Source organism: Thermostichus sp. MS-CIW-30 (genome assembly GCF_054058015.1).
In genome coordinates, this window is record NZ_JBSRZW010000003.1 from 137482 (window position 1) to 159244 (window position 21763).

Here is a 21763-nt window from a genome sequence, read left to right on the forward strand (position 1 = left end):
ATGGTACGCCGTTTCCCCGTCTGGATTGCTGCTGCCGCCTTGGCAGGAGGGATCGCCTGTACCCAGGCAGCTCCTGTGCAAGCTCCTGACCAGGTGGTGAAAACGTTTATCGCAGCCACCGAGAAGGGGGACTGGGGCACGGCAGACAGCTACCTGACGGAGCGCTTCAGCAATGCCCTCCGGCCGGGATCCCTGCCTTCGATTTGGGGCACGGTGGGGGAGAACGTGCAGGTGCGCAACCAAGAGGTGACCGGGAAGACGGCCTATGTCTGGGTGGAGGGCACCGACTCGCTGGAGGATGCGGCCCAGCGCCTGGGGCTGGATCCCTTGACGTTGCGTAAGTATTTGACCCAGCCGGATCTGGCGGATCCCACCTATCAGCAGTTGGCCCCGCAGTTGGTGGGGATGCGCCTGGAGGGAGAGACGGTAACCTCCCGCGTCAAGATCACCCTCTACCAGCAAGACCGCGGCTGGCGAATTGAAGTGTGGCAGCCGGATAAGCCACCTGCTGCTTCGGGATCCCAGTCGGAAAACCCAGAAGAGACAGAAGCAGCGGATCCCGGTGAAAATTCTGCATCTCCAACCGAGAACCCCTAGGACTGTTACCTGCAGGGAGATTGGGGAGGGTGTGGATGTGAGAGCGTGGTTTTTCCTGGTGCTGGCTCTGCTGCCTCTGGGGGGCTGTTGGCAGGCCAAAACGGCTGAAGAAACGCTGCGGGAGTTTGTCCAGGCGGCCAATGCCCGCGATTTTGCCACCGCAGAAGCCCTGCTCACCCCGCGGCTGCTAAAAGGGATCCCTCCGGGGGCCTTGGATCAATCGTGGCCCTCAGCGGAGGAAGCTACCCTCACCCCCATTCAAGCGGTGGGCAATACGGCCATTTTCCGGGTGGACTCGATCCTAAAGCCAGAAGCGGTGGTGCCAACGCTTCGCTTCCAGTTCACCGCCGAGGAGCTGCAACGATTTTTAACAGAGCCGGATCGGGAGGATCCCCGGTTTCGCCCTTTTCGCTCTCAGTTGGGCTTCTACGAGCCTTTGCCGGAGGGTCGGCTGCGCGCAGTTATGGAGGTTACCCTCTATCGCCAGGCCCAAGGGTGGCGGGTGGAGTTGGCTCGGCTGCAGCCTTTAAATACAGAGGTTCTCTACGAGCCAATCAAGTTAGCGGAAGAAGCACAGCCTTTCCAACTAACTGGGACGGTGCGGCTGCTCAACCGCAAGGAGGGCTGGATTGGGGTCAACTTGGAAAAAGTCAGCCCCAGCTTGGATCGCTACGCGGGCACGTGGGTCTCGGTGGTTCCCGCTGAGGAGGTGCAAGTGACTCGCCTTGGCCGCTCTGCCAGCTGGCTGGATCTGCTCCCGGGAGATGTGGTGGAAATAGAAGGCACTGTTCGGTTTGCCGTCAACGTCGATGCGGAAGGGGGGATCCCAGCAGCCATTCGGGCCGAGCAAATCAGGGTGCTGCAGACCCTCACCCCCAGCCCCTCTCCCAGCCCAAGCGCTCCGCGTCGCTAAACGCAAACACCCCCGGCCCCTCTCCCAGGGGGAGAGGGGGGTAGGTTCTTGAACTCAACGCAGCGGCGAGTGCAACAGCACCACCAGCCGCTCTTCCAGGAACTTGAGATTGGCCACCACTTGGTTAAAGGCCTCTTCGGGGGTCCAATCCATGAGATCTACCGCCTTGGCCGCCAGGGCCTGTACAGGAACAGGCTCTTCTCCAAAAACATCGATCAACCAGCGCACCGAGAAGGGATCGATGGTGATGTTGCCCTCGGAGCCGGGCCAGCCGTTGATGTTGACCGGGCCATTGTCGCGGATGGCATTCTCAAAGGCAGCCTTGGCGTTGAGCCTCAGCAGCAGAGGATGCGCCTGTACCAAGCCATTTCTCCATTCCTCGCTGCTGAAGGGTTGAGGAGAAGTCGCCCCGGTGGGGTGGCCACACCAGAAGTCGATCAGGCGGGTCAGGTTAGGAAAGATTAACTCGATAAAGTGCAGCAGCTCCTCTTGGTTGAGCTTTTTGATTTGGCGCAGAGCGTAGGGAACGGGCTTGGTGAGGACCCGCTCCAGCTTCCACTGCTGCCAATTGACCATGCTGATGAACTCCAGCCCGGCTTGGCGGAGCATCTCAAAGACCTGAGGTACGGTAAAGCCTTTGTCGCTGCGCAGCAGGAAGTTGGCCAGGATCCCATTGGTGGTTTTGATGGCATCCCCCTGCCAGTGGCTTTTGACGAAGCTGCCCTCGTGAAGGGCATCCATCAGCTCCCTGAGGATGGGAACGGCTTTGGCAGCCGGCTCATCCATCACCCCCAGCAGCTCCATGGCATCCTGCATGTTGAAAATAAACTGGCGCTGGTAAAGGCTGTGGACATTGGTGCGGATGATGCCGTCCGGTTTGAGCACCTGGCGCATGCCTTTCAGCCCTGCCACCGGATCGTCCAGTAGGTAGAGCACGTCATTGCAGGCGATGAAATCGAACTGCTCCCCCAAGGCTTGCAGGTCGGTGATGTCCATCACCTCGAAACGCGCCTCTTTGATCTGGTGGAACTCGAAGCGCTGCCGGGCCATTTTCAGGGATTCTGCCGAGATATCCACCCCGACAAAAGAAGCTCCTGGATTGGCCGTGGCCAGCACGAGGGTCTCCCAGCCGGAGCCACAGCCGGCGTTGAGCATCACTTTGCCCTCCGGTTTCACCACCTTGCGGTTGCGGCGATAGTAAGCGGTGGTGAGGCTGTTGGCAAAAAGCGCGAAGTTATCCGTAACCGTCTGCTCAATCGGGACATTCGGGTAGGGAAATTCGTCAAACTGCGCCTGAACCAAGCGGGACGTCGATTGCTCCGGCATAGGGATCCCTGCCTCTGTAGGACTGATTAGGATTCTAAAGCGATTCCAGGGTTTAACCTAGGCGCTGCTCGGTTTCGGGATCGAACAGGTGGAAGCGATCCATGTCGAAGATCACTTCCGCCCACTGGTTGACGCGCAGCTGGGTACGGGGATCCACGCGGGCAATAAACTCCTGCTCGGCCAGGATCCCTTCTCGGTCGCTGGTGCTGAGATAGAGGATTACTTCATGGCCCACCAGCTCCGTTACCGAGACCTTAGCCCGCACCGGGGCAGGTTGGATCCCTGGGGGTTGGTAGTGGGGATCGTGGATGTTTTCCGGGCGGATGCCGAAGATGACCGACTTGCCGACGTATTGCCAATAGGGCTCTGCCTGGTGGGGCGGGATGGCCACGCGGAAGGCGCCGGTATCGATCCAGAGGGTGCCCTCCTGCTCCCGCAGCTTGGCCTGGAAGAAATTCATGGCGGGGCTGCCGATGAACCCGGCCACAAACAGGTTGGCCGGGCGGGTGTAGAGGGTGTGGGGGGTATCCACCTGCTGCAGGCGGCCATCCTTCATGACGGCGATGCGGTTGCCCATGGTCATGGCCTCCACCTGGTCGTGGGTAACGTAGATAAAGGTGGTGCCCAGTTGCATGTGCAACTTGCTAATCTCGGCCCGCGCCTGTACCCGCAGCTTGGCATCCAAGTTGGAGAGGGGCTCATCCATCAAAAACACCGCCGGATTGCGCACGATGGCCCGCCCGACGGCAACCCGCTGCCGTTGCCCACCCGAAAGTTCCTTGGGCTTGCGGTTGAGCAAGTGCTCGATCCCAAGGCGCTTGGCCACCCCCCTAACCCGGCTTTCGATCTCCGCCCGTGGCAGGCCGCGCAGCTTGAGGCCAAAGGCCATATTTTCGGCCACGGTCATGTGGGGGTAGAGGGCATAGGATTGGAAGACCATGGCGATATCCCGATCCTTGGGGGGGACATCGTTCACCCGTCGATCGCCAATGTAGATGGAGCCGGCGCTGACCTCTTCCAAGCCGGCCAGCATGCGCAGGGAGGTGGTTTTGCCGCAGCCGGAGGGGCCGACAAAGACGAGAAATTCCCCGTCTTCGACGGTGATGTTCAGGTCATGGACGGCGGTGGTGTCTCTGTAGCGCTTGGTAACGTGTTCGTAGGTAACGCTGGCCATGCTCTCAACCTTGGCTCCGTTGCGCACTCAAACCCTATCCAAAGCGGCGGGCAAAAGTCAAATGGGGTTCGGTTTAAGTTCGCTAGGGAAGGCTGGGGATCCCTGCAGCGAAGCCAGTTTATGGTCGTTGCCCCTGCCCTTGCCCCGGCCCCTTTCCCAGAAGGAGAGGGGAGCTGGGAAGCCATGGAATCTTGAACCGAAATGTAAAAAAAGGTAGGCTCATCGCCTACCTCTATGGGATCCTTTTTCCCTATTAGGAAGTTGCCTAACCTCTAGGCCATCAGGAGACAACGCTCACTTTGACCACTTGGGCTTTTTCAGAGTCTGCCTTGGGCAAGGTGAGGGTGAGGATCCCATCTTTGTATTCGGCTTTCACCTGATCGTGTTTGATCCGGTTCGGCAGCGGGATCACCCGTTGGAAGCGCCCGTAACGGAATTCAGTCCGGGTTACCCCTTTGTCTTCAGAGCGCTTCTCAAATCGCCGTTCCCCAGTGATGGAGACCGCTTCGGCTGTGGCTTGGATATCCAAGTCGTTGGGGTTCAAGCCGGGCAGCTCCAGCTTCAGGGTAATGGTTTCGGGATCATCGTGCATCTCCACTGCCGGCATGAAGGCGAAGCCGTCAGCTTCGGTGGTGCGAGGGATCAGCCGGTCGAACATCCGGTTCATTTCCCGTTGAATTTCGTCAATTTCACGAAATGGATCCCAGCGGACAAGAGCCATAGAGCATCCTCCTCCTCTATTACTTTGCTTTTTTGACTTCCAGTTCGAGTTTGGAGCTTAGCTTTTGGGGCTCAACTTTAGAGGTGCAAGCAAAACCTCTATGCTTCTAGTGTAGTCAAATCCGTTCCGGGAAATGTAGGGTTTTCTGGAATGTTTCTTAGGTGTTTACCCTACAGGTTTATCCATCCAAAACCCTCTGGGACTCCGTATGTTTGGGGCGGCGATGGAGTTTTGTGGGTAACCACATACTGAGACCGGTGGCCACCATCACCAGCAGCCCCAGTCCGTTTAAGAAGGGGTAAACCGCTTGCAGATCGAGGGGGCCCCACTGCCCTTTGTGGATTTGGATCAGCCAGTAGTAGTCGAAGTTTTCGTTAAGGCGGGCAATTTGATACAGGGATCCCGTTAGCACCGTTACCACCAAAGGCAAGGCCAGGATGGGGGCAAGGGTGCGGTGGATGCGGCGGATCCTCTTTGGATTCAGGGCCATTGGGCTTTCTCCAGGGCAATGGGGCGATCCCTGCCATGCTATCAGGGCAGCTAGCCCCTATTCTCGCTCAAGAACGGCTCCTGGACAGCTCCTCCACGTGCTGCCGCGGGATGACCCGTCCTTCGTCCTCAAAGCCAGGGATCTCGTGGAAGTTGAGGTAGCGGTACAGCTCGCCGGCAAAGGGCTGGATCTTGGTGGAGACGATCTCTCGGTACTCCTCAGGGGTGGGGATCCGGCCCAAAAGGGCGCAGGCGGCGGCCAGCTCGGCGGATCCCAGATAAACCCGCGCGTCTTTGCCCATGCGGTTGTTGAAGTTGCGGGTGGAGGTGGACATGACGGTGGCCCCATCTTCCACACGGGCTTGGTTGCCCATACATAGGCTGCATCCCGGCATTTCCGTTCTGGCCCCTGCGGCAGCAAAGGTGCCGTACACGCCTTCCGAGCGCAGTTGCGCTTCATCCATGCGGGTGGGCGGACAGATCCAAAATTGGCGCACCTTGGCCCGCCCTTGGCCTTCCAGAACTTTGGCGGCGGCGCGGTAGTGGCCGATGTTGGTCATGCAGGAGCCGATGAACACCTCGTCGATTTTGAGGGGCGTATCGGGGTTGCCCGCAGCGTGTTGAGCGTGGACTTCGCTCAGGGTCATCACCTTGTCGGGATCGTTGGGGGCACAGACAATCGGTTCGGTGATGGTGCTGAGGTCGATTTCAATGACTTCGGCGTATTCGGCGTCGGGATCCGCTTCCATCAGGCTGGGGTTGGCCAGCCATGCTTCCATTTTGGCGATGCGCCGCAGCAAGGTTCTCGCATCCTGGTAGCCGCGGGCAATCATGTTTTTCAGCAGCACCACGTTGGAGCGCAGATATTCTGAGACCGTCTCGAGGCTCAGCTGGATGGTACAGCCGGCACAGTTGCGCTCTGCCGAGGCATCGGTAAACTCAAAAGCTTGCTCCACCTTCAGATGCGGCAGGCCCTCGATCTCCATGATGCGCCCGGCAAAGACGTTTTTCTTGCCTTTTTTCTCAACGGTGAGCAGCCCCCTCTGAATGGCCACGTAGGGGATGGCATGGACAATGTCCCGCAGGGTGATCCCCGGCTGCAGTTCCCCCTTAAAGCGCACCAGCACCGATTCCGGCATGTCCAAGGGCATCACCCCCATGGCGGCGGCAAAGGCCACCAGACCGGATCCCGCCGGGAAGGAGATCCCCAAGGGGAAGCGGGTGTGGGAGTCGCCCCCGGTGCCGACGGTATCCGGCAGGAGCATGCGGTTGAGCCAGGAGTGGATAATGCCATCGCCGGGACGCAGGACAACGCCCCCGCGGGAAGCGAAAAAGTCGGGCAGCTCTTTGTGGATCTGGATGTCCACCGGCTTGGGATAGGCGGCGGTGTGGCAGAAGCTCTGCAGCACTAGGTCGGCGTTGAAGCCCAGACAGGCCAGCTCCTTCAGCTCATCGCGGGTCATGGGGCCGGTGGTGTCCTGGGATCCCACCGTGGTAATGAGGGGCTCACAACTGGTGCCTGGGCGCACGCCTGGCAGCCCACAGGCTTTGCCCACGATTTTTTGCGCTAGGGTATAGCCTTTGCCGGTGTCTGCCGGTGGAGTGGGGCGGATAAACAAGGTCGAGGGAGGCAAACCCAAGGCTTGGCGGGTTTTGTCGGTGAGGGCACGGCCAATCAACAGGGGAATACGTCCCCCCGCCCGCACTTCGTCGGGGAGGGTCACGGGCCGCAGGGAAAAGGTGGAGAGAACCTGGCCGGCCTCAGAGCGGATCACGCCTTCGTAGGGGCAAATGGTAACCACCATGCCGGTTTCCAGGCGGGAGACATCGCACTGGATGGGCAAGGCCCCGGCATCTTCGGCGGTGTTGAAGAAGATGGGCGCAATGGTGCCCCCCAGGATCACCCCCCCAGCCCGCTTGTTGGGCACATGGGGAATGTCGTGGCCGATGTGCCAGAGCAGCGAGTTGAGGGCGGATTTGCGGGAGGAGCCGGTGCCCACCACATCCCCCACAAAGGCAACGGGATGGCCGCGGCGCTTCAGCTCGGCAATGGTGACCAGGGATCCTGGAGCGCGGGACTCCAGCATGGCTTGGGCGTGGAGGGGGATATCCGGGCGGGTGGTGGCGTGGGCGGCGGGGGAAAGGTCATCGGTGTTGATCTCGCCGGCAACCTTGAACACCGTCACGGTGATGGCTGCGGCCAGGGGAGCTTTGGCGGTAAACCATTCGCCCTTGGCCCAGGACTCGATCACCTGTTGGGCATAGGCATTGCCGGACTGGCTCAGCTCCAGCACGTCGTGAAAGGCATCGAAAACCAGCAGGGTGTGGCTGAGGGCGCGGGCTGCTGCCGCTGCAATCTCACTCCGGGGATCCCGCAACAGATCCAGCAAAACCTGGACGTTGTAGCCCCCCAGCATGGTGCCCAAGAGCTCCACCGCCCGCAGGGGAGTGATCAACGGGGATTCAACCTCCTCCTTGGCCACAGCGGCCAAAAAGCCCGCTTTCACATAGGCGGCTTCATCGACCCCCGGCGGGATGCGCTCTGTTAAGAGGTGCAACAAAAAGGCTTCTTCGCCAGCAGGCGGGGCCTTCAGCAGCTCGCACACCTGGCTGGTCTGGGCAGCGTTTAAGGGCAGCGGCGGGATCCCTTGGGCCTCGCGGGCAGCGGCGTGTTGGCGGTATTCGGCCAGCATGGGGGTTTAGGCACTCGACGTGGGTATTTATTCTACCGCTAGCTCGGCAGAGGAAAGGTCCTCGAGAAGGGATCCCATTCGCTGGCGGTAACTCAGTTTGGCCTAGGATAGCTCCGCCAACAGCTCTTTTTGGTAAAGGCCAATACAAGCCTGGATCAAGTCGTCCAGCTCCCCATCCAAGATGGGCTGCAGAGGGAAATTCTGGTTAAGGCGGTGGTCGGTAACGCGGTTGTCCTTGTAGTTGTAGGTGCGAATTTTTTCCGAGCGGGATCCCGTTCCCACCTGCATGCGCCGAGCAGAGCTAATGGAGGCCTGTTGCTCCTGCAGCTTCATCTCGTAGAGTTTGGCCCGCAAAATCTGCATGGCCCGCTGGCGGTTCTGCAGTTGGGAACGCTCCTCGGTACAAAACACCCGGATCCCGGTGGGCTTGTGGAGAAGATCCACCGCCGTCTCCACCTTGTTCACGTTTTGGCCGCCTGCCCCCCCAGAACGTGCCGTTTTGATTTCGATGTCTTTCGGGTCGATGACCACCTCCACCTCGTCCACCTCTGGCATCACCGCCACCGTGGCCGTCGAGGTGTGGACACGGCCTTGCGCTTCGGTGACGGGCACCCGCTGCACCCGATGCACGCCAGCTTCAAACTTGAGCTTGCTGTACACCTGATCCCCTTGAATCTCCAGGATCGCCTCTTTGTAGCCCCCCAGCTCTCCTTCCGAGAGGCTCGCCAGACGCACCGACCAGCCCAGCTTTTCGGCGTAGCGGGTGTACATGCGGGCCAGATCCGCCGCCCACAGCGCCGCCTCCTCCCCACCGGTGCCGGCGCGAATCTCCAACATAATGTTCTTGTCGTCGTTGGGATCCCGGGGCAGCAGCAGCAGGGTGAGCTTTTCCTCCAGTTGTTCTTGGCGGGCCCGCAGTTGCTCAAGTTCCGCTCTTGCCATCGCCTCCAGCTCCGGGTCGGAGGCCGATTCCCGCAAAAGTTCTTCCGTCTGTTGCAGATCGCGATTCAGCTTTTGCCAGTCGTGAAAAGCCTGGACGGTGGCCTCCAAGGAGGAGCGGGCCTTGGCAATCCGCTGCAGCTCAGCCGGATCCGTGGCCACGTCCGGATCGGCCAAGCGCACCGTCAGCTCCTGAAAGGTGGCTTCGACATTCTTAAGCTGGTCGATCAGTTGAGCAGAAGCCATAGACTTGCGATACCCAGGAATCCAAGTATTGCCCACACCCAGATGGGGGAACCTCTACTTGGCCTTTTTGCCACCGCTCATGCCGTATTTGCGCATGAACTTCTCCACCCGGCCTTCGCTGTCGATGATCTTCTGGCTGCCGGTGAAAAAGGGATGGTTGCCCGACCAAACATCCACCTTGAGCTCCGGCTTGGTGGATCCCACCGTCATCACCACTTCGCCGTTGCAGATGACTTTGGCTTCTGGATACCACTGCGGGTGCAATCCTTTTTTGGGCATAACCCTTTCCTCCTCTGGGCCTGTTTCTATACCCTTGTCTATCAACATCTTCCTCTAAAAACAACGGCAGGGATCCCTAGCGCTTCGAGTACTGGGGAGCCTTGCGGGCCTTGCGCAGGCCGTATTTCTTCCGCTCCACGGCGCGCGGATCCCGTTTCAGATAACCCTCTACTTTCAAAGGGCCGCGATTGGCCGGATCCACCTCACAGAGGGCGCGCGCCACCCCCAGCTTGATCGCATCCGCCTGGCCGTGAACGCCGCCGCCATGGGCTCGCACCAGAATATCGTAGGAGTTTTCCAGACCAAGGATCTCCAGCGGCCCCTTCACACTGGCCAGCAGGGCTTCTTGATACTGCAGATACTGGTCTCCCGGCCTGTCGTTGATGATGATTTTGCCCGTGCCGGGCACCAAACGCACGCGGGCAACGGCGGTTTTGCGGCGTCCGGTTCCCCAATAAACGGCTCGTTGGCTGCTCGCTTGAGTCATGCTTTGGCTCCTGGGATCGTGTTGAGGGGATAAACCTGGGGTTGCTGGGCCTCATGAGGGTGGTTTGGCCCGACATAAACTTTCAACTTGGTGAATTGCCGCCGGCCCAAACGGGTGTGGGGCAACATTCCCTTGACCGCTTTTTCCACCACCCGCTCCGGCAGCCGCGCCTGCAGTTGGGCAAAGGTTTCCACTTTCATGCCGCCAGGACGGCCGGAGTGGCGGCGGTAGAGCTTTTGGGTGCGCTTTTTGCCGGTAACTACCACTTTTTCAGCATTGATCACAACCACGTAGTCCCCCGTATCCAGGTGAGGGGTGAAGTCCGGTTTGTGCTTACCCCGCAAGAGGGTGGCCACAGCGGCGGCCAAGCGGCCCAGGCGCTGATTGGCAGCATCCACCAGATACCAGCGGGGCGCCAGAGTTTCGGGGTTGGGAAGGGGAGTTTTGTTCATGGCAGGCAAGGAAACATATCAGGACAAGCTTGGAGATCGCCCAGATCAACCGCAGGAATGGGCCAACGCAGCCGGCGACCGGAGGGCGGAGGGAGGCTCTGTGGGCAAGGCCCAAAAGGGCAGCGAGTGGGCGAACTGTTGACCGAAGGGATCCGCAGCATAGCCCACATCCGTCAGGCACAGCCCTTGCGGAGGAGCGCTGTAGCGGGTGCGCATCTGGCTCCAGTCGTTGTGTTGCCACAGGTGGACAAACTGTGCCGGGCTGAGCTGGCCCCGGCCCACCACCTCTAGGGATCCCACCAAGAGCCGCATCATCCGGTAGAGGAAGCCGCTGGCCTGCACCTCGATGCTGATCAAGTCCCCCAGCCGCTGGCAGAGCACCTCCTGCACCTGTACCCGCGAGTGGGGCCGATCCGATCCCCGCCGCCGGAAGGCTTCCAAGCTGTGCTCCCCCAGCAGGGAATTCAGGGCTTCCGCCATCGGCTCCACCTGCAGAGGCCAACGCACTTGCCAGCTAAAGAGGCGCCAGAACACATCCGGTCGCTCCCGGTTCAGGATCAGGTAGCGGTAGCGGCGCCAGCGAGCCGAAAAGCGGGCGTGCCAGGAGTCAGGCACTTGAGCAGAAGCCAGCACTACCACATCTTCCGGCAGACAGTCGTTCAGCACCCTCGACCACTCCGCCGCAGGGATGCCGGAGGTGGTGTCGAAGTGGGCCACCTGGCCTGCAGCATGAACCCCCGTATCGGTGCGACCGGCCCCATAGAGGGTTACCGGATGCCCCGCCCGCGACGCAATCGCCTCCTCCAGCACCCCTTGCACGGTACGGCGGGCTGCCTGGCGCTGCCAGCCATAGAACCTGCTGCCGAGGTACTGAATTCTCAGGGCAATGCGACGGTACGGCATGGATCCCTTTCCGCTACACCAGCTCGATGACCGCCATTTCTGCTCCATCCCCCCGCCGATGCACGGTGCGCAAGATGCGGGTATAGCCACCGGGCCGATCCCGGTAGCGCTCAGGAGCCTGCTCAAACAGGGAGCGCACCAGCTCCTTGTCGTAGATGTAGGCCAGCGCCTGTCGCCGCGCCGCCAGGGATCCCTCTTTGGCCAGGGTGATCATCTTCTCGGTGGTGGCCCGAATGGCTTTGGCGCGGGCTTTGGTGGTGGTGATCCGCCCTTCCCGCAGCAGAGCCGTGGTCAGCGCCCGCATCAGGGCCTTGCGCTGGTCGGCGGGCTTATTGAGGTGGGGGGTACGACGGCGGTGGCGCATGGTAACCTCTGTCTTGTGTCCTACACTCTTCGGGGATCCTTGCGTTTTGACGCGGTTGTGCTAGCGGTGCAGATGCTTGAGACGGAACCTAAACTCTAGGCCTTGCCTTTTTCGCGGGTGCGGGGCAGTGTCAGACCAAAGCGGGCTTTCAAAGCCTGCACCACCTCTTCGGCAGACTTCTGGCCAAAGTTTTTGATCTCCAGCAGATCTTCCTCGGTATAGAGCAGCAGATCGGCCACCGTGTTGATCTGAGCTCGCTTCAGACAGTTGTAGGCCCGCACCGAGAGCTGCAGCTCCTCGATGGGGATCTGGTTTTTTTGGTTGTCCTCTTCTGGCTTGGGCGGCACAGGAGCATCGAAGCTGACCTCCTGCAGCGGTGCGAACAAGCCCACCAAAATGCGGGCCGCTTGGCTGAGGGCCTCTTGCGGGGTGAGGCTGCCGTTGGTCCAGATTTCCAATACTAGCCGATCTTTTTCCAGGAATTGGCCCACCCGAGCTGCTTCCACAGCGTAGTTCACCTTGCGCACCGGCATGAAGACAGAGTCGATCTGCAGAAAATCAATCGCCATCGCTTTGCTGTCGGAGTAATCGACGGCGCGGTAGCCATGTCCCCGGCCAATCATGAACTCCATTTCCAAAATCGCCCCTTCCGCCAGGGTGGCAATGTGGTGACGGGGGTTGATCACCTCCACATCGCTGGGCAATTGCAGCTTCTCAGCAGTAACTTCCCCTGGCCCCTGAGCCACCAAGCGGCCCACCTGAGTCTCGGGGGAACTGGAGCGCAGCACCAGCTCCTTCATGTTTAGAAGGATCTCCATCACGTCTTCCCGCACCCCCGGCACCGTGGAAAACTCGTGGGTCACCCCGGCAATGCGTACAGCAGTCACCGCCGTCCCCTCCAGATTGGAGAGCAACACCCGCCGCAGGGCGTTGCCCACCGTGATCCCTTGGCCGCGCTCCAGCGGCCCCAAAGCAAATTTGCCGTAGTGAACGCCGTTATCATCCCGATGAGATTCAACACACTCGGTCTGGTAGGCAACAGCACTTGCGCTCGCTCTGCTGCCCAGAGAGTGGGAGAGGGTTCGGCTGGTTTGAATCGTCATGGTGGCCCCGTCCGTCTGGCTCGATATCCGTTTGGAGAACTGATGAAACTTCGAGGTCATCTCACGCTTGGGCAGACCTTCGCTGGGGCATGGCGTAGCTCTGGAGAAACCCCCCTACAGACGCTCGACCAGCCCTCAACGCGGGATCCTTCAGACACGCCGCCGCTTGGGAGGACGGCAACCGTTGTGGGGAATGGGGGTAATATCTCGAATCAGAGTAATTTCCAGGCCCGTTGCCTGTAGAGCGCGAATGGCGGTTTCTCGACCGGCTCCCGGCCCGCTGACCATCACTTCGATCTGGCGCATGCCGTTCTCCATGGCTTGACGCGCCGCACTTTCTGCTGCCATTTGGGCGGCGAAGGGAGTGCCCTTTTTGGCCCCTTTGAAGCCCGTAGAACCTGCCGAGGCCCAAGACACCACATCGCCGTTGGGATCCGTGATGGTGACGATGGTGTTGTTGAAGGTGGACTGAATGTAGGCCACCCCATTGGGGATGTTCTTTTTGACTTTACGTCCGCGCCGTTGCTGCCGAGCCATGATCCAGGTGTCCTTGCAATCGACTGTTTGGGGTTGGGATTCGGGATGGTGGAAGAGTTTTGCCTTCCGCGCAAAGCCGAGCGACTACTTCTTGGCAGGAGCTTTCTTCTTGCCGGCCACCGTTTTCCTGACCCCCTTGCGGGTGCGGGCGTTGGTGCGGGTGCGCTGGCCACGCACGGGCAGACCCAGGCGGTGGCGACGACCTCGATAGGTGCCAATGTCGATCAGCCGCTTGATGTTCATCGCCTCCTGGCGGCGCAGATCCCCTTCCACCTGGTATTCGCCCTCCACCACCGTTCGCAGGGCGGCCACCTCAGCGTCGGTGAGGTCGCGGGTACGAGTATCCGGATTGATACCGGTCTTCGCCAAAATCTGGCGGGAGCGGGTTAGCCCAATGCCGTAAATGTAGGTGAGGGCAATCTCCACTCGCTTTTCTCGGGGGATGTCAACTCCCGCAATCCGTGCCATAGTCAGGGGTACCTTATCGAAATCAAATCAAACCAAGTTGCCTGCCTGAGATGGGATTTTTATTCAGGGGGATGTGGCCGTGGAGATGCTGGTCTTGGGATCCATGCTCACCGAGAGGTCTAGCCAACGTTTTGCTCGGTTGTGTCGGAAGCCTTTGCCTCTGTCTCCCGTTGCAGGCTGAACCCACCCACCATCGACCCTCTAGCCCTGCCGCTGCTTGTGCTTGGGGTTGGAAGAACAAATGACCATCACCCGACCGTGGCGGCGGATGACCCGGCATTTTTCGCAGATCCGACGGACGGAAGGCCGTACCTTCATGGTTGATCCTGACAAAACCAGCGAATATCCATTCTATGTTCGTCTGGGCAGCCTGTCAAAAAATGGGTTTGGGCTTTCCGGCACCGAGGGGACGGTCGGGTTGGCTATGCTGGTTGGGCAAGGATCTCCTGAGTCAAAGCAGGCGCGGCTGTGGAGTGAGGAAGGTCATGCGGTGGCAATGGCTGGTTGTGCTGAGCAGCGTGCTGGGGCTGGGATCCCCCGTGCTGGGGCAAGGGATCCCTTTGCCGGAGGCAGGCTCTTCCTCTGCGGTGGAGAACTTTTCGACGGACGGGAACGGCCTGAGGACAGAGGGGGATTGGCTTTTGCCGTTGCGCAGCTCTGCCGATCGCATCGATGGGGTACCGGATCGGGGCTGGGTTGCGGTTGGGCTGTTGGAGGAGCAGGCCGTGACCCTGCTGGATGGGGCCAGCGGGGATCCCCTGTGGCAGGTGGCGGTGGGGTTTGCTCCCAGTGTGGTGCGGGTGGATGAGGCACGGCAGGTGGTCTACGCCTCTGGCCCCAATGCCCCTGGGCTGGTGGCCCTCGATCTGCTGACGGGGGAGCTGATTCAGGCTTATGGGTTGCCGGCGGGAGTTTTGGATATTGCCGTGGATGCGGCCACAGGGCGGGTTTTTGCCTCCCTGCCCTCTGCCCAGAGTTTGGCGGTGATGGCTGCTCCCCTTCGCAGCAGCGGTGCGGAGCACAAACGCCAAAGCGCCCCCTCAGAGCAGCCGCAAGCCCGCAATTTGCCGATGCCCGGCCCCCCCTTGGCGCTGGCCTATGATGCGCAGCGGGGATCCCTGTTTGTGGGCCTAGCCGGGGAGGATCCCCTCAGTTTGCTGGTGGTCAACCCAGACAATGGGGAGTTGTTGGCCCGTTGGCGCGGCGGCAATACTCCGGAAGCGATGGCTTTGGATGCCGAACGGCAACGCTTGGTGGTGCTCAACTCCGGCAGCCAAGATCTAACAGTGCTGGATCTGAGCCGCAGCGGCGAGGCCCTGCAGCGGGTTGGCCTGGATTGGCGACCGACGCGGCTGGCCCTTTCCCCGGATGGACGTTGGGCTTACGTGACCTCCCGCGATAGCGACCGCCTGCAGCTGGTGGATTTACAGACGGGGCGATTGGTGGCCTCGCTGCGGCTGCAGGGACAGCCGACGGGTCTGGTGATGCTGGGGGAGCGGGATCTGTGGGTGGTGGCAGCAGGGATCCCGGCCTTGCGCCGTTTGCAGGATATTCAGGCTCAAGTTGGCGACGGCGGGACAGAGGTCCTGAACGGGGGAGTCCCCTCTCCAGGCAACCGCGGTGTGGTGACCGGGCGGGTGCTGGATATTGCCGGCCAACCCGTTCAGACCGGGGTTTTGCACTTGGCCGCCACGCCAACCCAACCCCAGCAAACTGTTCGCATTGCTGCCGACGGCACTTATGTGCTGCCGGAACTGCCGGCTGGCCTGTATTTGGTAGATGTGGAGGTGCCGGGTTTTCCCCTGACCAGCACCCAGGTGGAAGTCCGGGCCGGCTTTGTCTCCACTCAGGATATTCGCCTGCCGCCAGGGGAACCGACCCGCCAGCCGGAGGGCATTGGCCTTTTGCCGGATGAACCCGTTTACTCGGATGAGCTGGCCCGCCACCTCAGCATGGCCCTGAAGGAGTTGCAGCCCCAGCGACCGGTACTGCTCTTGAAGGGGCCTCTGGGGCCGGATCCCTGGTTTGAGCCGCTTCTGCCCCTCACCCAGGGCCTGACTTTGTTGGATCGGGATGAGCGCTACACCTCCGATTTGGCCAAGCTGAAGGTGATCGGGGATGCCCTGGGATTGCGCTACATCCTTTTGACCCAGATGCAGATCTCGCGGGACTACAACCGCCAGGGCAACTCTCTGCTGAATACAGCCTTACGCTTTGTGGCCCCGACGGTGCCGGTGGAAATTCCCAATTTCACCCCCAACCAGTTGCGCAGCCGCGGGGTGGTGGTGGTGGTGGACTTGCAGAGGGATCGGCCTGGGGATCGGGCTCGCTACTACGAAGCCTATGGGCGGGATGATGTGGGCGGGGATCCGATGTTTGAAGATGCGGCAGCGGGCCTATTTCGGCTGCAGGTGCGCAACATGGTGCCGGTGTTTGTCCAACAATGGCAAACCAACAACCCCTTTTCTGGGTGAGGATCCCTGCAGCAGGATCTTGCCCTGTTCGCGTCAGGGGTGCGGAGCAGAATAGAACCGACTGCTACTACCGGGTGCAACCTTCGCCATGCCTTTTTTCTTCTTTCATCCTCTCCGGCACAGGATTAGCTATCGCTACGCAACGCTCTCGCGAACAGGCAGTCTGGCCCTCTGCGGCTGGCTGGCACTGGCTTCAGGAGCGCTGGCTCAGGCTCCGGCCACCCCCATTCCGCGGTTGACGCCGTTGTTTCCCTCCCAAAACAGAGGGCAGCCCCAGGGAACGGCGCGGCTGGTGGGGCAGGTGAGCAACAGCGTGGGGCAACCTGTGGCGGGGGCACAGGTGCAGTTGGAGGGCATGGAGAACCCCAATCAGCCGATTCAAACCGATGAGCGGGGCGCTTTTGAGCTAGACCAAGCCCCAGCCGGGCGTTGGCTGTTGACGGTGTGGCACCCCGACTATGAAAAGGCAGAGCAGGAGATCCTCCTGCAAGCGGGCCTGACCACCCCTGTGGATGTGGTTTTGCAGGTGCCGATTCGGCCTCAACCCCGCCGTCGCCTTGGCATTTTGGGGGTGGGAGGGTTGGAGCATACCCAACTGTTGGGCCAGCGCCTGGCCATAGAGGCGGTGCGTCTGGGCTTGATCCCCAACGGCGAGAAGGTGGTGCCTCTGGACAACCGTCGCATTCAGCCCATTTTGCAGAAGGTGGGCTGGCCCATCTACGAACTGTTTGAGTGGGATCGCCGCAAGCCCGAAGCAGTAGGCCAATTTTTCGATTACCTGGGCCTGGAAGCCATCGTCATTGCCCGCGTCGATGTCCTCACCCGACCGGCTTCGCCAACGGAGTTGAGCCTGCGTTCCCGCAGCCGCCTGGAACTGTGGCGGTTTGATGAGCAAGGCAACCTGGTGGCGGATGTCTTGGCCGAGGCCAGTCGCGATCAGGTGGAGCGGGGCAACCTCAATGCTGCCGAGCTGGCCCAGCTTTATCAAATCCAAGTCACCCAGATGGCTGCTGAGGTGGGATCCCGCTGGAAGGAGCATCACCCGCTGGCCCAGTACCTAGAACTGGCTCAGGGAGAAGCCCCACCCCCACGCTCTCGCCTGGATACGGCTGTGGAGCTGCGCATCCCCTCTGCCACACCGACTCCCTAGGTCTTAAGCAGAACAGCTCCGGGATCTCTTCTGTTGTCGTGAAAGGGATTGTCCTGTAAACTACCCGACTCCGACCGCTAAAGCGGTACGGAGCGGGCTTTCAGTAGCCCTGAGCCTGCTCTGCCCTACCAGAGAACAAAACAGGCCCGAACCTCTAGGCTGGTTTACGGCAGCCCCCAAGAGCGCAATCACATTCGCACCATTCAAATCCGCATCCCCTTCCCATCCACAGTGTCCACACTTAAACTGCTTCCCACTGCGATAGGATTGCGCAGGGTCGGGATGAATGTGCAAGCACCGGTGGCAGGTCTGCGACGTGTAAGCAGGCGGCACAAGAATCAGAGAAACCCCTGCAACCCTCGCCTTGTATTCCAGAAATTGACGTAGTTGGTAGAACGCCCAACTGTTGGCCCTGCGCCTTTCGGTTTTGCTGCGTGGCTGTTGATTGACCCTTTCCCGGATCCCTGTCAGGTCTTCCAGAGCAATAGCGCTGTTGGTAGCTTTTGCCCTAGAGACAATAGCTTTGGAGATGCGATGATTGACCCACGTTTTTGCTACGCAACGCTGACGCGACTGAAAGCGTCTCTCCTTGCCAGACAGCCGTTGCAACAGTTCTCTGCATCTGCGCCGCGAACTGCGGGTGCCCTTACTGGCTTTGCGTTGGAGTACCGCCCTCAACCGGGAGTAGTGGTCTCGGATTCGGTTCAACTGCTGTCCATTCCAGTTATCACCCTCTGACGTATGGGCAATATCTGTCCTTCCCAAGTCCACCCCCAGCACTCTACCCGTGCGTTGCGGTGGGCACGGTTCCGTTTCCACACAGATCTGAATAGAGTAGGAGCCGTCTTTACGCTTGACCAGAGTGGCAGATTTGGGATTGGAGCCCGCCAGCCGTTCTCTCTGGTAGCGGCCAACCGCCAGCTCAAAGCGCTCCCGACCCTCCACCGTGGTCAGCGACACCGTCCAGTCTTTCTCGCGGAACGAAAAGATACGAGCGTCGTAGGTAGCGAAGCCCCCTTTGAACGCTTTGACGGGGCGGTTTTTCTGTTGGGCAACTTTACGGGCGCCGGCCAGCCGTCTGCAGACCTGCTGAGCCAAGTTACTGGACAAGTCGAACCGGGCGCGGATTTCGCGGTAGCACAGAGACTGAAGCTTAACGGCGTTGACGACTTTCTCCGGCGTGTTCTGGTTGACCCAGTTCAAGGCTTGGCCAAAAGCCTCCAAAGTCGCGTCCAATTTGGCGGCTTGCGACTGGGACACCTTGAGCTTGCAGGAGACGGTCAGGACTTGGGTCATAGTTCTATCATAACTTCCGCATTCCTCCCGGCACTGACCCTACGGGTACAGTGCGGGGCTCCTGCGATTTCTAGCTGAGTTCGTCTAGCAACGACGGGAGGAGCCGCCCGAAGAGTGGCGAGAAGAGCTGCCCCCCGATGAAGGGCGGGAGGAGGAGCCGAAAGAGCCAGAAGAGCGCGAGGAGCCGCCACAACAGGAGCTTGCAAAGCTTGGATCTGGTTTTGCAGTTGTCTGCAGCGACGCTGCCTGCGCCAGTACATTGTGCCGCCGATTATCCCTGCAGCACCTGCCCCCACCCCTACCAACGGCCAGGGCGAAGGGGGAGGCGGGTAGGTCATGCCTCTGTTGAATTGCTGCCCGGCGCTGCAGCCGGCCTGACCGCGTCAGCGCTGCAGTTCCCCCCCCAGCGCTTTGCTCCTGACGCCAGCTGTCCCATGGGCTATTTTTGCTGGGGATCCCTTCCGATGGCGCGATAGGGCGAGCCACCCCAGTTTCAAGGCCGGCCCCAGCACCTGCCAGCCGCGAAACCGAACCACCAGGGATCCCTGTCCGCACCAGCCGATGCGGGTGAAGGTCAAGCGCAGGTGTTGAGCCAACTGAGGGGGTAGAGCGGCGATTAGTCCCAAGCATTGCCCCGTCAAAGCCGGATCGGCAAAGCCAATTTCCACCCCTCCTTGCCAAGATTGGATGTGGAGCTGCTTGCCCAGCTTCCACAGGTAGGGCCAATCTCTGGGGGAGCAACGTTCTCCCCGCTGCGCCGGCCAACGGCCGCGAAGGCGCAGGGATCCCCAACGCCATTCCCAACCACGGCGGCTGCCCCGCACAGTCCACCCCCCCCACCCGTGCCATTTCCAGATCCAGGCGAGGGGTCCCTGCCAGGGTTTGCGGTAGCGCAGAATGAGCTGTTGAGGCCAGAACAAGAGAGTTCCCACAAAGACGGCCAGCAGCAATCCCAAAGGACTCCGTCCCGCTAACGCGAACAGCTTGAGCACCGACTGGGATCCTCCGCGGTCAATCCATAGCGGGCCAGAAAACGGGGCAAATCGACCACCAGGCAGGTGTAGGATCCCTGCATCACCAGCCGCTCCTGCTGGGTGATCTCCACGTGAAACCGAATGCGTCTTCCCTCCACTGCCACGACTTCGACCCGCATCTGCAAGGGATCCCCCGCCACCGCTGCCGACCGATGTTCCAAGGCAAAGCGGATCCCGACCGCCGCTTCCTCCGGCTCGTAGAAGGGCTGCAAGGTGGTGTGGCTGCACCGCTCGATCAACGTCAACAAAGCCGGGGATCCGATCACCTTCACACCGGGGTTGCCCAGGGCTGCAGCGGTTTGTTCCGGGCCGAGGATCCCCTGCCAGGTGCCGAGGGTGCCCAGGGGAACAGGTTTCATCAGCGGGCGGGGGCGCGCATTCTCCCAGAGTGCCATAGGCTCCAGCCTTGCCAGAGCAGGAGAATCAACGCCAGGATCCCGACCACCCCGGCCAGCACCAGCGCCCGTTCCCAGCGGGTGGCATGGAAGCCGGTTACCGTCCAATCGCGGCTGAGGTTGGATCCCAGAATGGCAAGCACAGCCAGGCCCAAACCTCGGATCCCCAGAGATTCCGCCCCTCTTCCCTCCTGCTGCAGGAGGATGGGCTGCAGCGCCGCCAGGATCAAGGCGGTGGTCAAGGCTCCCAACAGGAAGGCCGCTTGCGGCTGAGCGTGAATGAAGTAGCCCACCCCCACCGGCAGAGCCAGGCTGGCCAGCGTCAGAGCGATCCCCGTCTGCAGGGGTTTGTCTGGCCCGTATAGCCAGTGAATGAGCGCCGCCAGCGCCATGCCCGCCATGCCCAGGTACAGCGCCGCCGACACATAGGGTTGGGTGAGGTCGATCCCGGCAACCTGCAGGTTGAACTGGTGCAACAGGTTTTGCAGCAGAGGGCGGGCCGACAAAAACAAAGCGGCCATGGCCCCCCAACGGCTGGGAAAAGCCAGACATCCCAGCCCCAAGAGGGCCGCCCCGTAGGATCCCCCCAATCGCAGCGCCAGCAGCGCTCCTCCCCCCACCAGCGTTAGGCCCACACAGGCCCGCCAGAGCAGCCGTCCTTGTTGCTCGGCAACGCTGACGCGACCGGCTAAAGCCTCCGGCCCGCTGACATGAGCAGGTTCCCCTGCCAGCGCGGGGATCCCCTGTCCCATCTGGTTTTCCAAGGCAAGCAAGGCCCACGAGAGCAGCACCCCCACCCCGTAGAGCAAGGCCCAGAAGGGATCCTGGTATAGGCCGTTGCGGGTCAAGGCCAAGGCCAGCGCCAGCGCCACCAGCCACCCCACCCCATGCCCCACTGCCGACAGCAGCCCGGGGGAGTCTTCTGAGGCGGTCAAGAGCGGCACAGTGCCTGCCACCAAGCTGAGGGCGGCCAGCCCCACCGGCAACAGCACCTGCCAAGGGAGATCCGGCTGGGATCCCATCTCCAGCAGGCGAGATCCCCAGGTTATGGCGGCAATGCCGCTCCACCCCTGGCCCAGCGCCATCAGCAAGGACAGAGCTTCTGTTTCGGCCAAGACCCCCAGCAAAGGGATCCCCACCAAGCCCATCCCCAGGCCGCAGCCCCACAGAAAGAGCATTCCATGTTGCTCCGCAACGCTGATGCGACCGGGGGAGCCGATAGCCAGACTTTGCCAGGCCGCCAAACTGAGCAACAGCACCACCAGCCCTTGCCCGGCCCGACCGCAGCCACTCAACCCCAGTAAACCCACCCCCACCAGGCCCCCCAACAACAAAGCCAGGGGGATCAGATCCGGCAACTGACCCAGCCAGCACCCCAGCGCCGCCAAGGCCACCAAGCCCAGCCCCACTGCCGGTTGCCAGCGGCGAACGGATCCCCAGCGGCGGTAGCGAATTGCTTCCAACAGCAAGACCACCAAGCCAATCGCAGCCGCAATCGCCAAAACTCCACCCAGCACGTGCTCCCTCCTTTCAAGCCCTGCACCAACTATCGCCTATCGCTGTCCGGTCATCATCGCCATTCAGCTAGAAATCGCAGGAGCCCCGCACTGTACCCGTAGGGTCAGTGTCGGGAGGAATGCGCTTTGATGAAGTACAATGAACTTATGAGCCAAGTCCTGACCGTCTCCTGTAAGCTCAAGGCGTCCCAGTCGCAAGCCGCCAA

23 protein-coding genes are annotated in these 21763 nt (G+C 61.0%); 4 read left to right on the top strand and 19 right to left on the bottom strand.

The window, feature by feature from the left end; genetic code table 11:
* Window positions 1–597, top strand: coding sequence for a hypothetical protein (locus ACVWXW_RS02450; RefSeq protein WP_414351149.1), 597 nt, complete (start codon window positions 1–3; stop codon window positions 595–597).
* A 31-nt stretch (window positions 598–628) separates the two neighbouring features.
* Window positions 629–1510 (top strand): hypothetical protein, encoded by an 882-nt coding sequence (locus tag ACVWXW_RS02455; protein WP_457402592.1) that lies wholly within the window; start codon window positions 629–631, stop codon window positions 1508–1510.
* Between the two features lie 54 nt (window positions 1511–1564).
* On the opposite strand, the gene ACVWXW_RS02460 is transcribed toward ACVWXW_RS02455, so the two are convergent.
* The 15 genes from ACVWXW_RS02460 to rpmJ form a co-directional block, all read right to left on the bottom strand.
* Window positions 1565–2836, bottom strand: a complete 1272-nt coding sequence (locus ACVWXW_RS02460) for a class I SAM-dependent methyltransferase (RefSeq protein ID WP_457402594.1) — start codon at window positions 2834–2836, stop codon at window positions 1565–1567.
* Between the two features lie 52 nt (window positions 2837–2888).
* Window positions 2889–4010: an ABC transporter ATP-binding protein gene (locus tag ACVWXW_RS02465; protein ID WP_414409110.1), complete on the bottom strand. Its 1122-nt coding sequence runs from the start codon at window positions 4008–4010 to the stop codon at window positions 2889–2891.
* A gap of 280 nt (window positions 4011–4290) precedes the next feature.
* On the bottom strand, window positions 4291–4731 hold the full coding sequence (locus tag ACVWXW_RS02470; protein WP_011433199.1) for an Hsp20/alpha crystallin family protein: 441 nt from the start codon (window positions 4729–4731) through the stop codon (window positions 4291–4293).
* A gap of 178 nt (window positions 4732–4909) precedes the next feature.
* Window positions 4910–5221: a PepSY domain-containing protein gene (locus tag ACVWXW_RS02475; RefSeq protein ID WP_414383494.1), complete on the bottom strand. Its 312-nt coding sequence runs from the start codon at window positions 5219–5221 to the stop codon at window positions 4910–4912.
* 67 nt (window positions 5222–5288) lie between these two features.
* Window positions 5289–7913 carry a bifunctional aconitate hydratase 2/2-methylisocitrate dehydratase gene (acnB, locus tag ACVWXW_RS02480; protein ID WP_457402596.1) on the bottom strand — a complete coding sequence of 875 codons (2625 nt, stop codon included), beginning with the start codon at window positions 7911–7913 and terminating at the stop codon, window positions 5289–5291.
* Window positions 7914–8015: 102 nt separating this feature from the next.
* The gene (gene prfA, locus ACVWXW_RS02485; protein WP_011433196.1) at window positions 8016–9098 is read right to left on the bottom strand and encodes a peptide chain release factor 1; all 1083 of its coding nucleotides are present in this window, start codon (window positions 9096–9098) and stop codon (window positions 8016–8018) included.
* 54 nt (window positions 9099–9152) lie between these two features.
* Window positions 9153–9377: a 50S ribosomal protein L31 gene (gene rpmE, locus ACVWXW_RS02490; protein ID WP_011433195.1), complete on the bottom strand. Its 225-nt coding sequence runs from the start codon at window positions 9375–9377 to the stop codon at window positions 9153–9155.
* A gap of 76 nt (window positions 9378–9453) precedes the next feature.
* Entirely contained in the window at window positions 9454–9864 is a 411-nt protein-coding gene (gene rpsI / locus ACVWXW_RS02495; protein ID WP_011433194.1) for a 30S ribosomal protein S9, read from the bottom strand.
* The gene (gene rplM, locus ACVWXW_RS02500) at window positions 9861–10316 is read right to left on the bottom strand and encodes a 50S ribosomal protein L13 (protein WP_457402598.1); all 456 of its coding nucleotides are present in this window, start codon (window positions 10314–10316) and stop codon (window positions 9861–9863) included. Before rplM ends, rpsI begins: the two co-directional genes overlap by 4 nt.
* Window positions 10317–10361: 45 nt before the next feature.
* Window positions 10362–11219, bottom strand: a complete 858-nt coding sequence (gene truA / locus ACVWXW_RS02505) for a tRNA pseudouridine(38-40) synthase TruA (protein ID WP_414409114.1) — start codon at window positions 11217–11219, stop codon at window positions 10362–10364.
* A 13-nt stretch (window positions 11220–11232) separates the two neighbouring features.
* Window positions 11233–11583, bottom strand: coding sequence for a 50S ribosomal protein L17 (gene rplQ, locus ACVWXW_RS02510; RefSeq protein ID WP_011433191.1), 351 nt, complete (start codon window positions 11581–11583; stop codon window positions 11233–11235).
* A 95-nt stretch (window positions 11584–11678) separates the two neighbouring features.
* Complete coding sequence (locus ACVWXW_RS02515; RefSeq protein WP_457402600.1) at window positions 11679–12686, bottom strand: DNA-directed RNA polymerase subunit alpha; 1008 nt, start codon at window positions 12684–12686, stop codon at window positions 11679–11681.
* A 150-nt stretch (window positions 12687–12836) separates the two neighbouring features.
* The gene (rpsK, locus tag ACVWXW_RS02520; RefSeq protein ID WP_011433189.1) at window positions 12837–13223 is read right to left on the bottom strand and encodes a 30S ribosomal protein S11; all 387 of its coding nucleotides are present in this window, start codon (window positions 13221–13223) and stop codon (window positions 12837–12839) included.
* Window positions 13224–13307: 84 nt separating this feature from the next.
* Window positions 13308–13691 carry a 30S ribosomal protein S13 gene (gene rpsM, locus ACVWXW_RS02525; RefSeq protein WP_011433188.1) on the bottom strand — a complete coding sequence of 128 codons (384 nt, stop codon included), beginning with the start codon at window positions 13689–13691 and terminating at the stop codon, window positions 13308–13310.
* 201 nt (window positions 13692–13892) lie between these two features.
* Window positions 13893–14009 carry a 50S ribosomal protein L36 gene (rpmJ, locus tag ACVWXW_RS02530; protein ID WP_011433187.1) on the bottom strand — a complete coding sequence of 39 codons (117 nt, stop codon included), beginning with the start codon at window positions 14007–14009 and terminating at the stop codon, window positions 13893–13895.
* Window positions 14010–14176: 167 nt separating this feature from the next.
* On the opposite strand from rpmJ, the gene ACVWXW_RS02535 reads away from it, so the two are divergent.
* Complete coding sequence (locus tag ACVWXW_RS02535) at window positions 14177–16165, top strand: carboxypeptidase regulatory-like domain-containing protein (protein ID WP_457402602.1); 1989 nt, start codon at window positions 14177–14179, stop codon at window positions 16163–16165.
* Window positions 16166–16253: 88 nt separating this feature from the next.
* Window positions 16254–17315, top strand: a complete 1062-nt coding sequence (locus ACVWXW_RS02540) for a carboxypeptidase-like regulatory domain-containing protein (protein ID WP_457402604.1) — start codon at window positions 16254–16256, stop codon at window positions 17313–17315.
* A gap of 60 nt (window positions 17316–17375) precedes the next feature.
* Here ACVWXW_RS02540 and ACVWXW_RS02545 read toward each other — a convergent pair whose 3' ends face one another.
* The 4 genes from ACVWXW_RS02545 to ACVWXW_RS02560 form a co-directional block, all read right to left on the bottom strand.
* Window positions 17376–18611 carry an RNA-guided endonuclease InsQ/TnpB family protein gene (locus tag ACVWXW_RS02545; protein ID WP_457402606.1) on the bottom strand — a complete coding sequence of 412 codons (1236 nt, stop codon included), beginning with the start codon at window positions 18609–18611 and terminating at the stop codon, window positions 17376–17378.
* Between the two features lie 383 nt (window positions 18612–18994).
* The gene (locus ACVWXW_RS02550) at window positions 18995–19603 is read right to left on the bottom strand and encodes a hypothetical protein (RefSeq protein WP_457402607.1); all 609 of its coding nucleotides are present in this window, start codon (window positions 19601–19603) and stop codon (window positions 18995–18997) included.
* Window positions 19582–20040: a thioesterase family protein gene (locus ACVWXW_RS02555; RefSeq protein ID WP_457402608.1), complete on the bottom strand. Its 459-nt coding sequence runs from the start codon at window positions 20038–20040 to the stop codon at window positions 19582–19584. The genes ACVWXW_RS02550 and ACVWXW_RS02555 overlap by 22 nt, the downstream gene beginning before the upstream one ends.
* Window positions 20004–21557, bottom strand: coding sequence for a hypothetical protein (locus ACVWXW_RS02560; RefSeq protein ID WP_457402609.1), 1554 nt, complete (start codon window positions 21555–21557; stop codon window positions 20004–20006). The genes ACVWXW_RS02555 and ACVWXW_RS02560 overlap by 37 nt, the downstream gene beginning before the upstream one ends.
* Window positions 21558–21763 lie beyond the last annotated feature (206 nt).

What these genes read in the sequence shown, in the direction of transcription:
- ACVWXW_RS02450 (WP_414351149.1), top strand. Translation starts at nt 1, where the DNA reads ATGGTACGCCGTTTCCCCGTCTGGATTGCTGCTGCCGCCTTGGCAGGA.
- ACVWXW_RS02460 (WP_457402594.1), bottom strand. Translation starts at nt 2,836, where the DNA reads ATGCCGGAGCAATCGACGTCCCGCTTGGTTCAGGCGCAGTTTGACGAA.
- ACVWXW_RS02465 (WP_414409110.1), bottom strand. Translation starts at nt 4,010, where the DNA reads ATGGCCAGCGTTACCTACGAACACGTTACCAAGCGCTACAGAGACACC.
- ACVWXW_RS02470 (WP_011433199.1), bottom strand. Translation starts at nt 4,731, where the DNA reads ATGGCTCTTGTCCGCTGGGATCCATTTCGTGAAATTGACGAAATTCAA.
- ACVWXW_RS02475 (WP_414383494.1), bottom strand. Translation starts at nt 5,221, where the DNA reads ATGGCCCTGAATCCAAAGAGGATCCGCCGCATCCACCGCACCCTTGCC.
- acnB (WP_457402596.1), bottom strand. Translation starts at nt 7,913, where the DNA reads ATGCTGGCCGAATACCGCCAACACGCCGCTGCCCGCGAGGCCCAAGGG.
- prfA (WP_011433196.1), bottom strand. Translation starts at nt 9,098, where the DNA reads ATGGCTTCTGCTCAACTGATCGACCAGCTTAAGAATGTCGAAGCCACC.
- rpmE (WP_011433195.1), bottom strand. Translation starts at nt 9,377, where the DNA reads ATGCCCAAAAAAGGATTGCACCCGCAGTGGTATCCAGAAGCCAAAGTC.
- rpsI (WP_011433194.1), bottom strand. Translation starts at nt 9,864, where the DNA reads ATGACTCAAGCGAGCAGCCAACGAGCCGTTTATTGGGGAACCGGACGC.
- rplM (WP_457402598.1), bottom strand. Translation starts at nt 10,316, where the DNA reads ATGAACAAAACTCCCCTTCCCAACCCCGAAACTCTGGCGCCCCGCTGG.
- truA (WP_414409114.1), bottom strand. Translation starts at nt 11,219, where the DNA reads ATGCCGTACCGTCGCATTGCCCTGAGAATTCAGTACCTCGGCAGCAGG.
- rplQ (WP_011433191.1), bottom strand. Translation starts at nt 11,583, where the DNA reads ATGCGCCACCGCCGTCGTACCCCCCACCTCAATAAGCCCGCCGACCAG.
- ACVWXW_RS02515 (WP_457402600.1), bottom strand. Translation starts at nt 12,686, where the DNA reads ATGACGATTCAAACCAGCCGAACCCTCTCCCACTCTCTGGGCAGCAGA.
- rpsK (WP_011433189.1), bottom strand. Translation starts at nt 13,223, where the DNA reads ATGGCTCGGCAGCAACGGCGCGGACGTAAAGTCAAAAAGAACATCCCC.
- rpsM (WP_011433188.1), bottom strand. Translation starts at nt 13,691, where the DNA reads ATGGCACGGATTGCGGGAGTTGACATCCCCCGAGAAAAGCGAGTGGAG.
- rpmJ (WP_011433187.1), bottom strand. Translation starts at nt 14,009, where the DNA reads ATGAAGGTACGGCCTTCCGTCCGTCGGATCTGCGAAAAATGCCGGGTC.
- ACVWXW_RS02535 (WP_457402602.1), top strand. Translation starts at nt 14,177, where the DNA reads ATGCGGTGGCAATGGCTGGTTGTGCTGAGCAGCGTGCTGGGGCTGGGA.
- ACVWXW_RS02540 (WP_457402604.1), top strand. Translation starts at nt 16,254, where the DNA reads ATGCCTTTTTTCTTCTTTCATCCTCTCCGGCACAGGATTAGCTATCGC.
- ACVWXW_RS02545 (WP_457402606.1), bottom strand. Translation starts at nt 18,611, where the DNA reads ATGACCCAAGTCCTGACCGTCTCCTGCAAGCTCAAGGTGTCCCAGTCG.
- ACVWXW_RS02555 (WP_457402608.1), bottom strand. Translation starts at nt 20,040, where the DNA reads ATGGCACTCTGGGAGAATGCGCGCCCCCGCCCGCTGATGAAACCTGTT.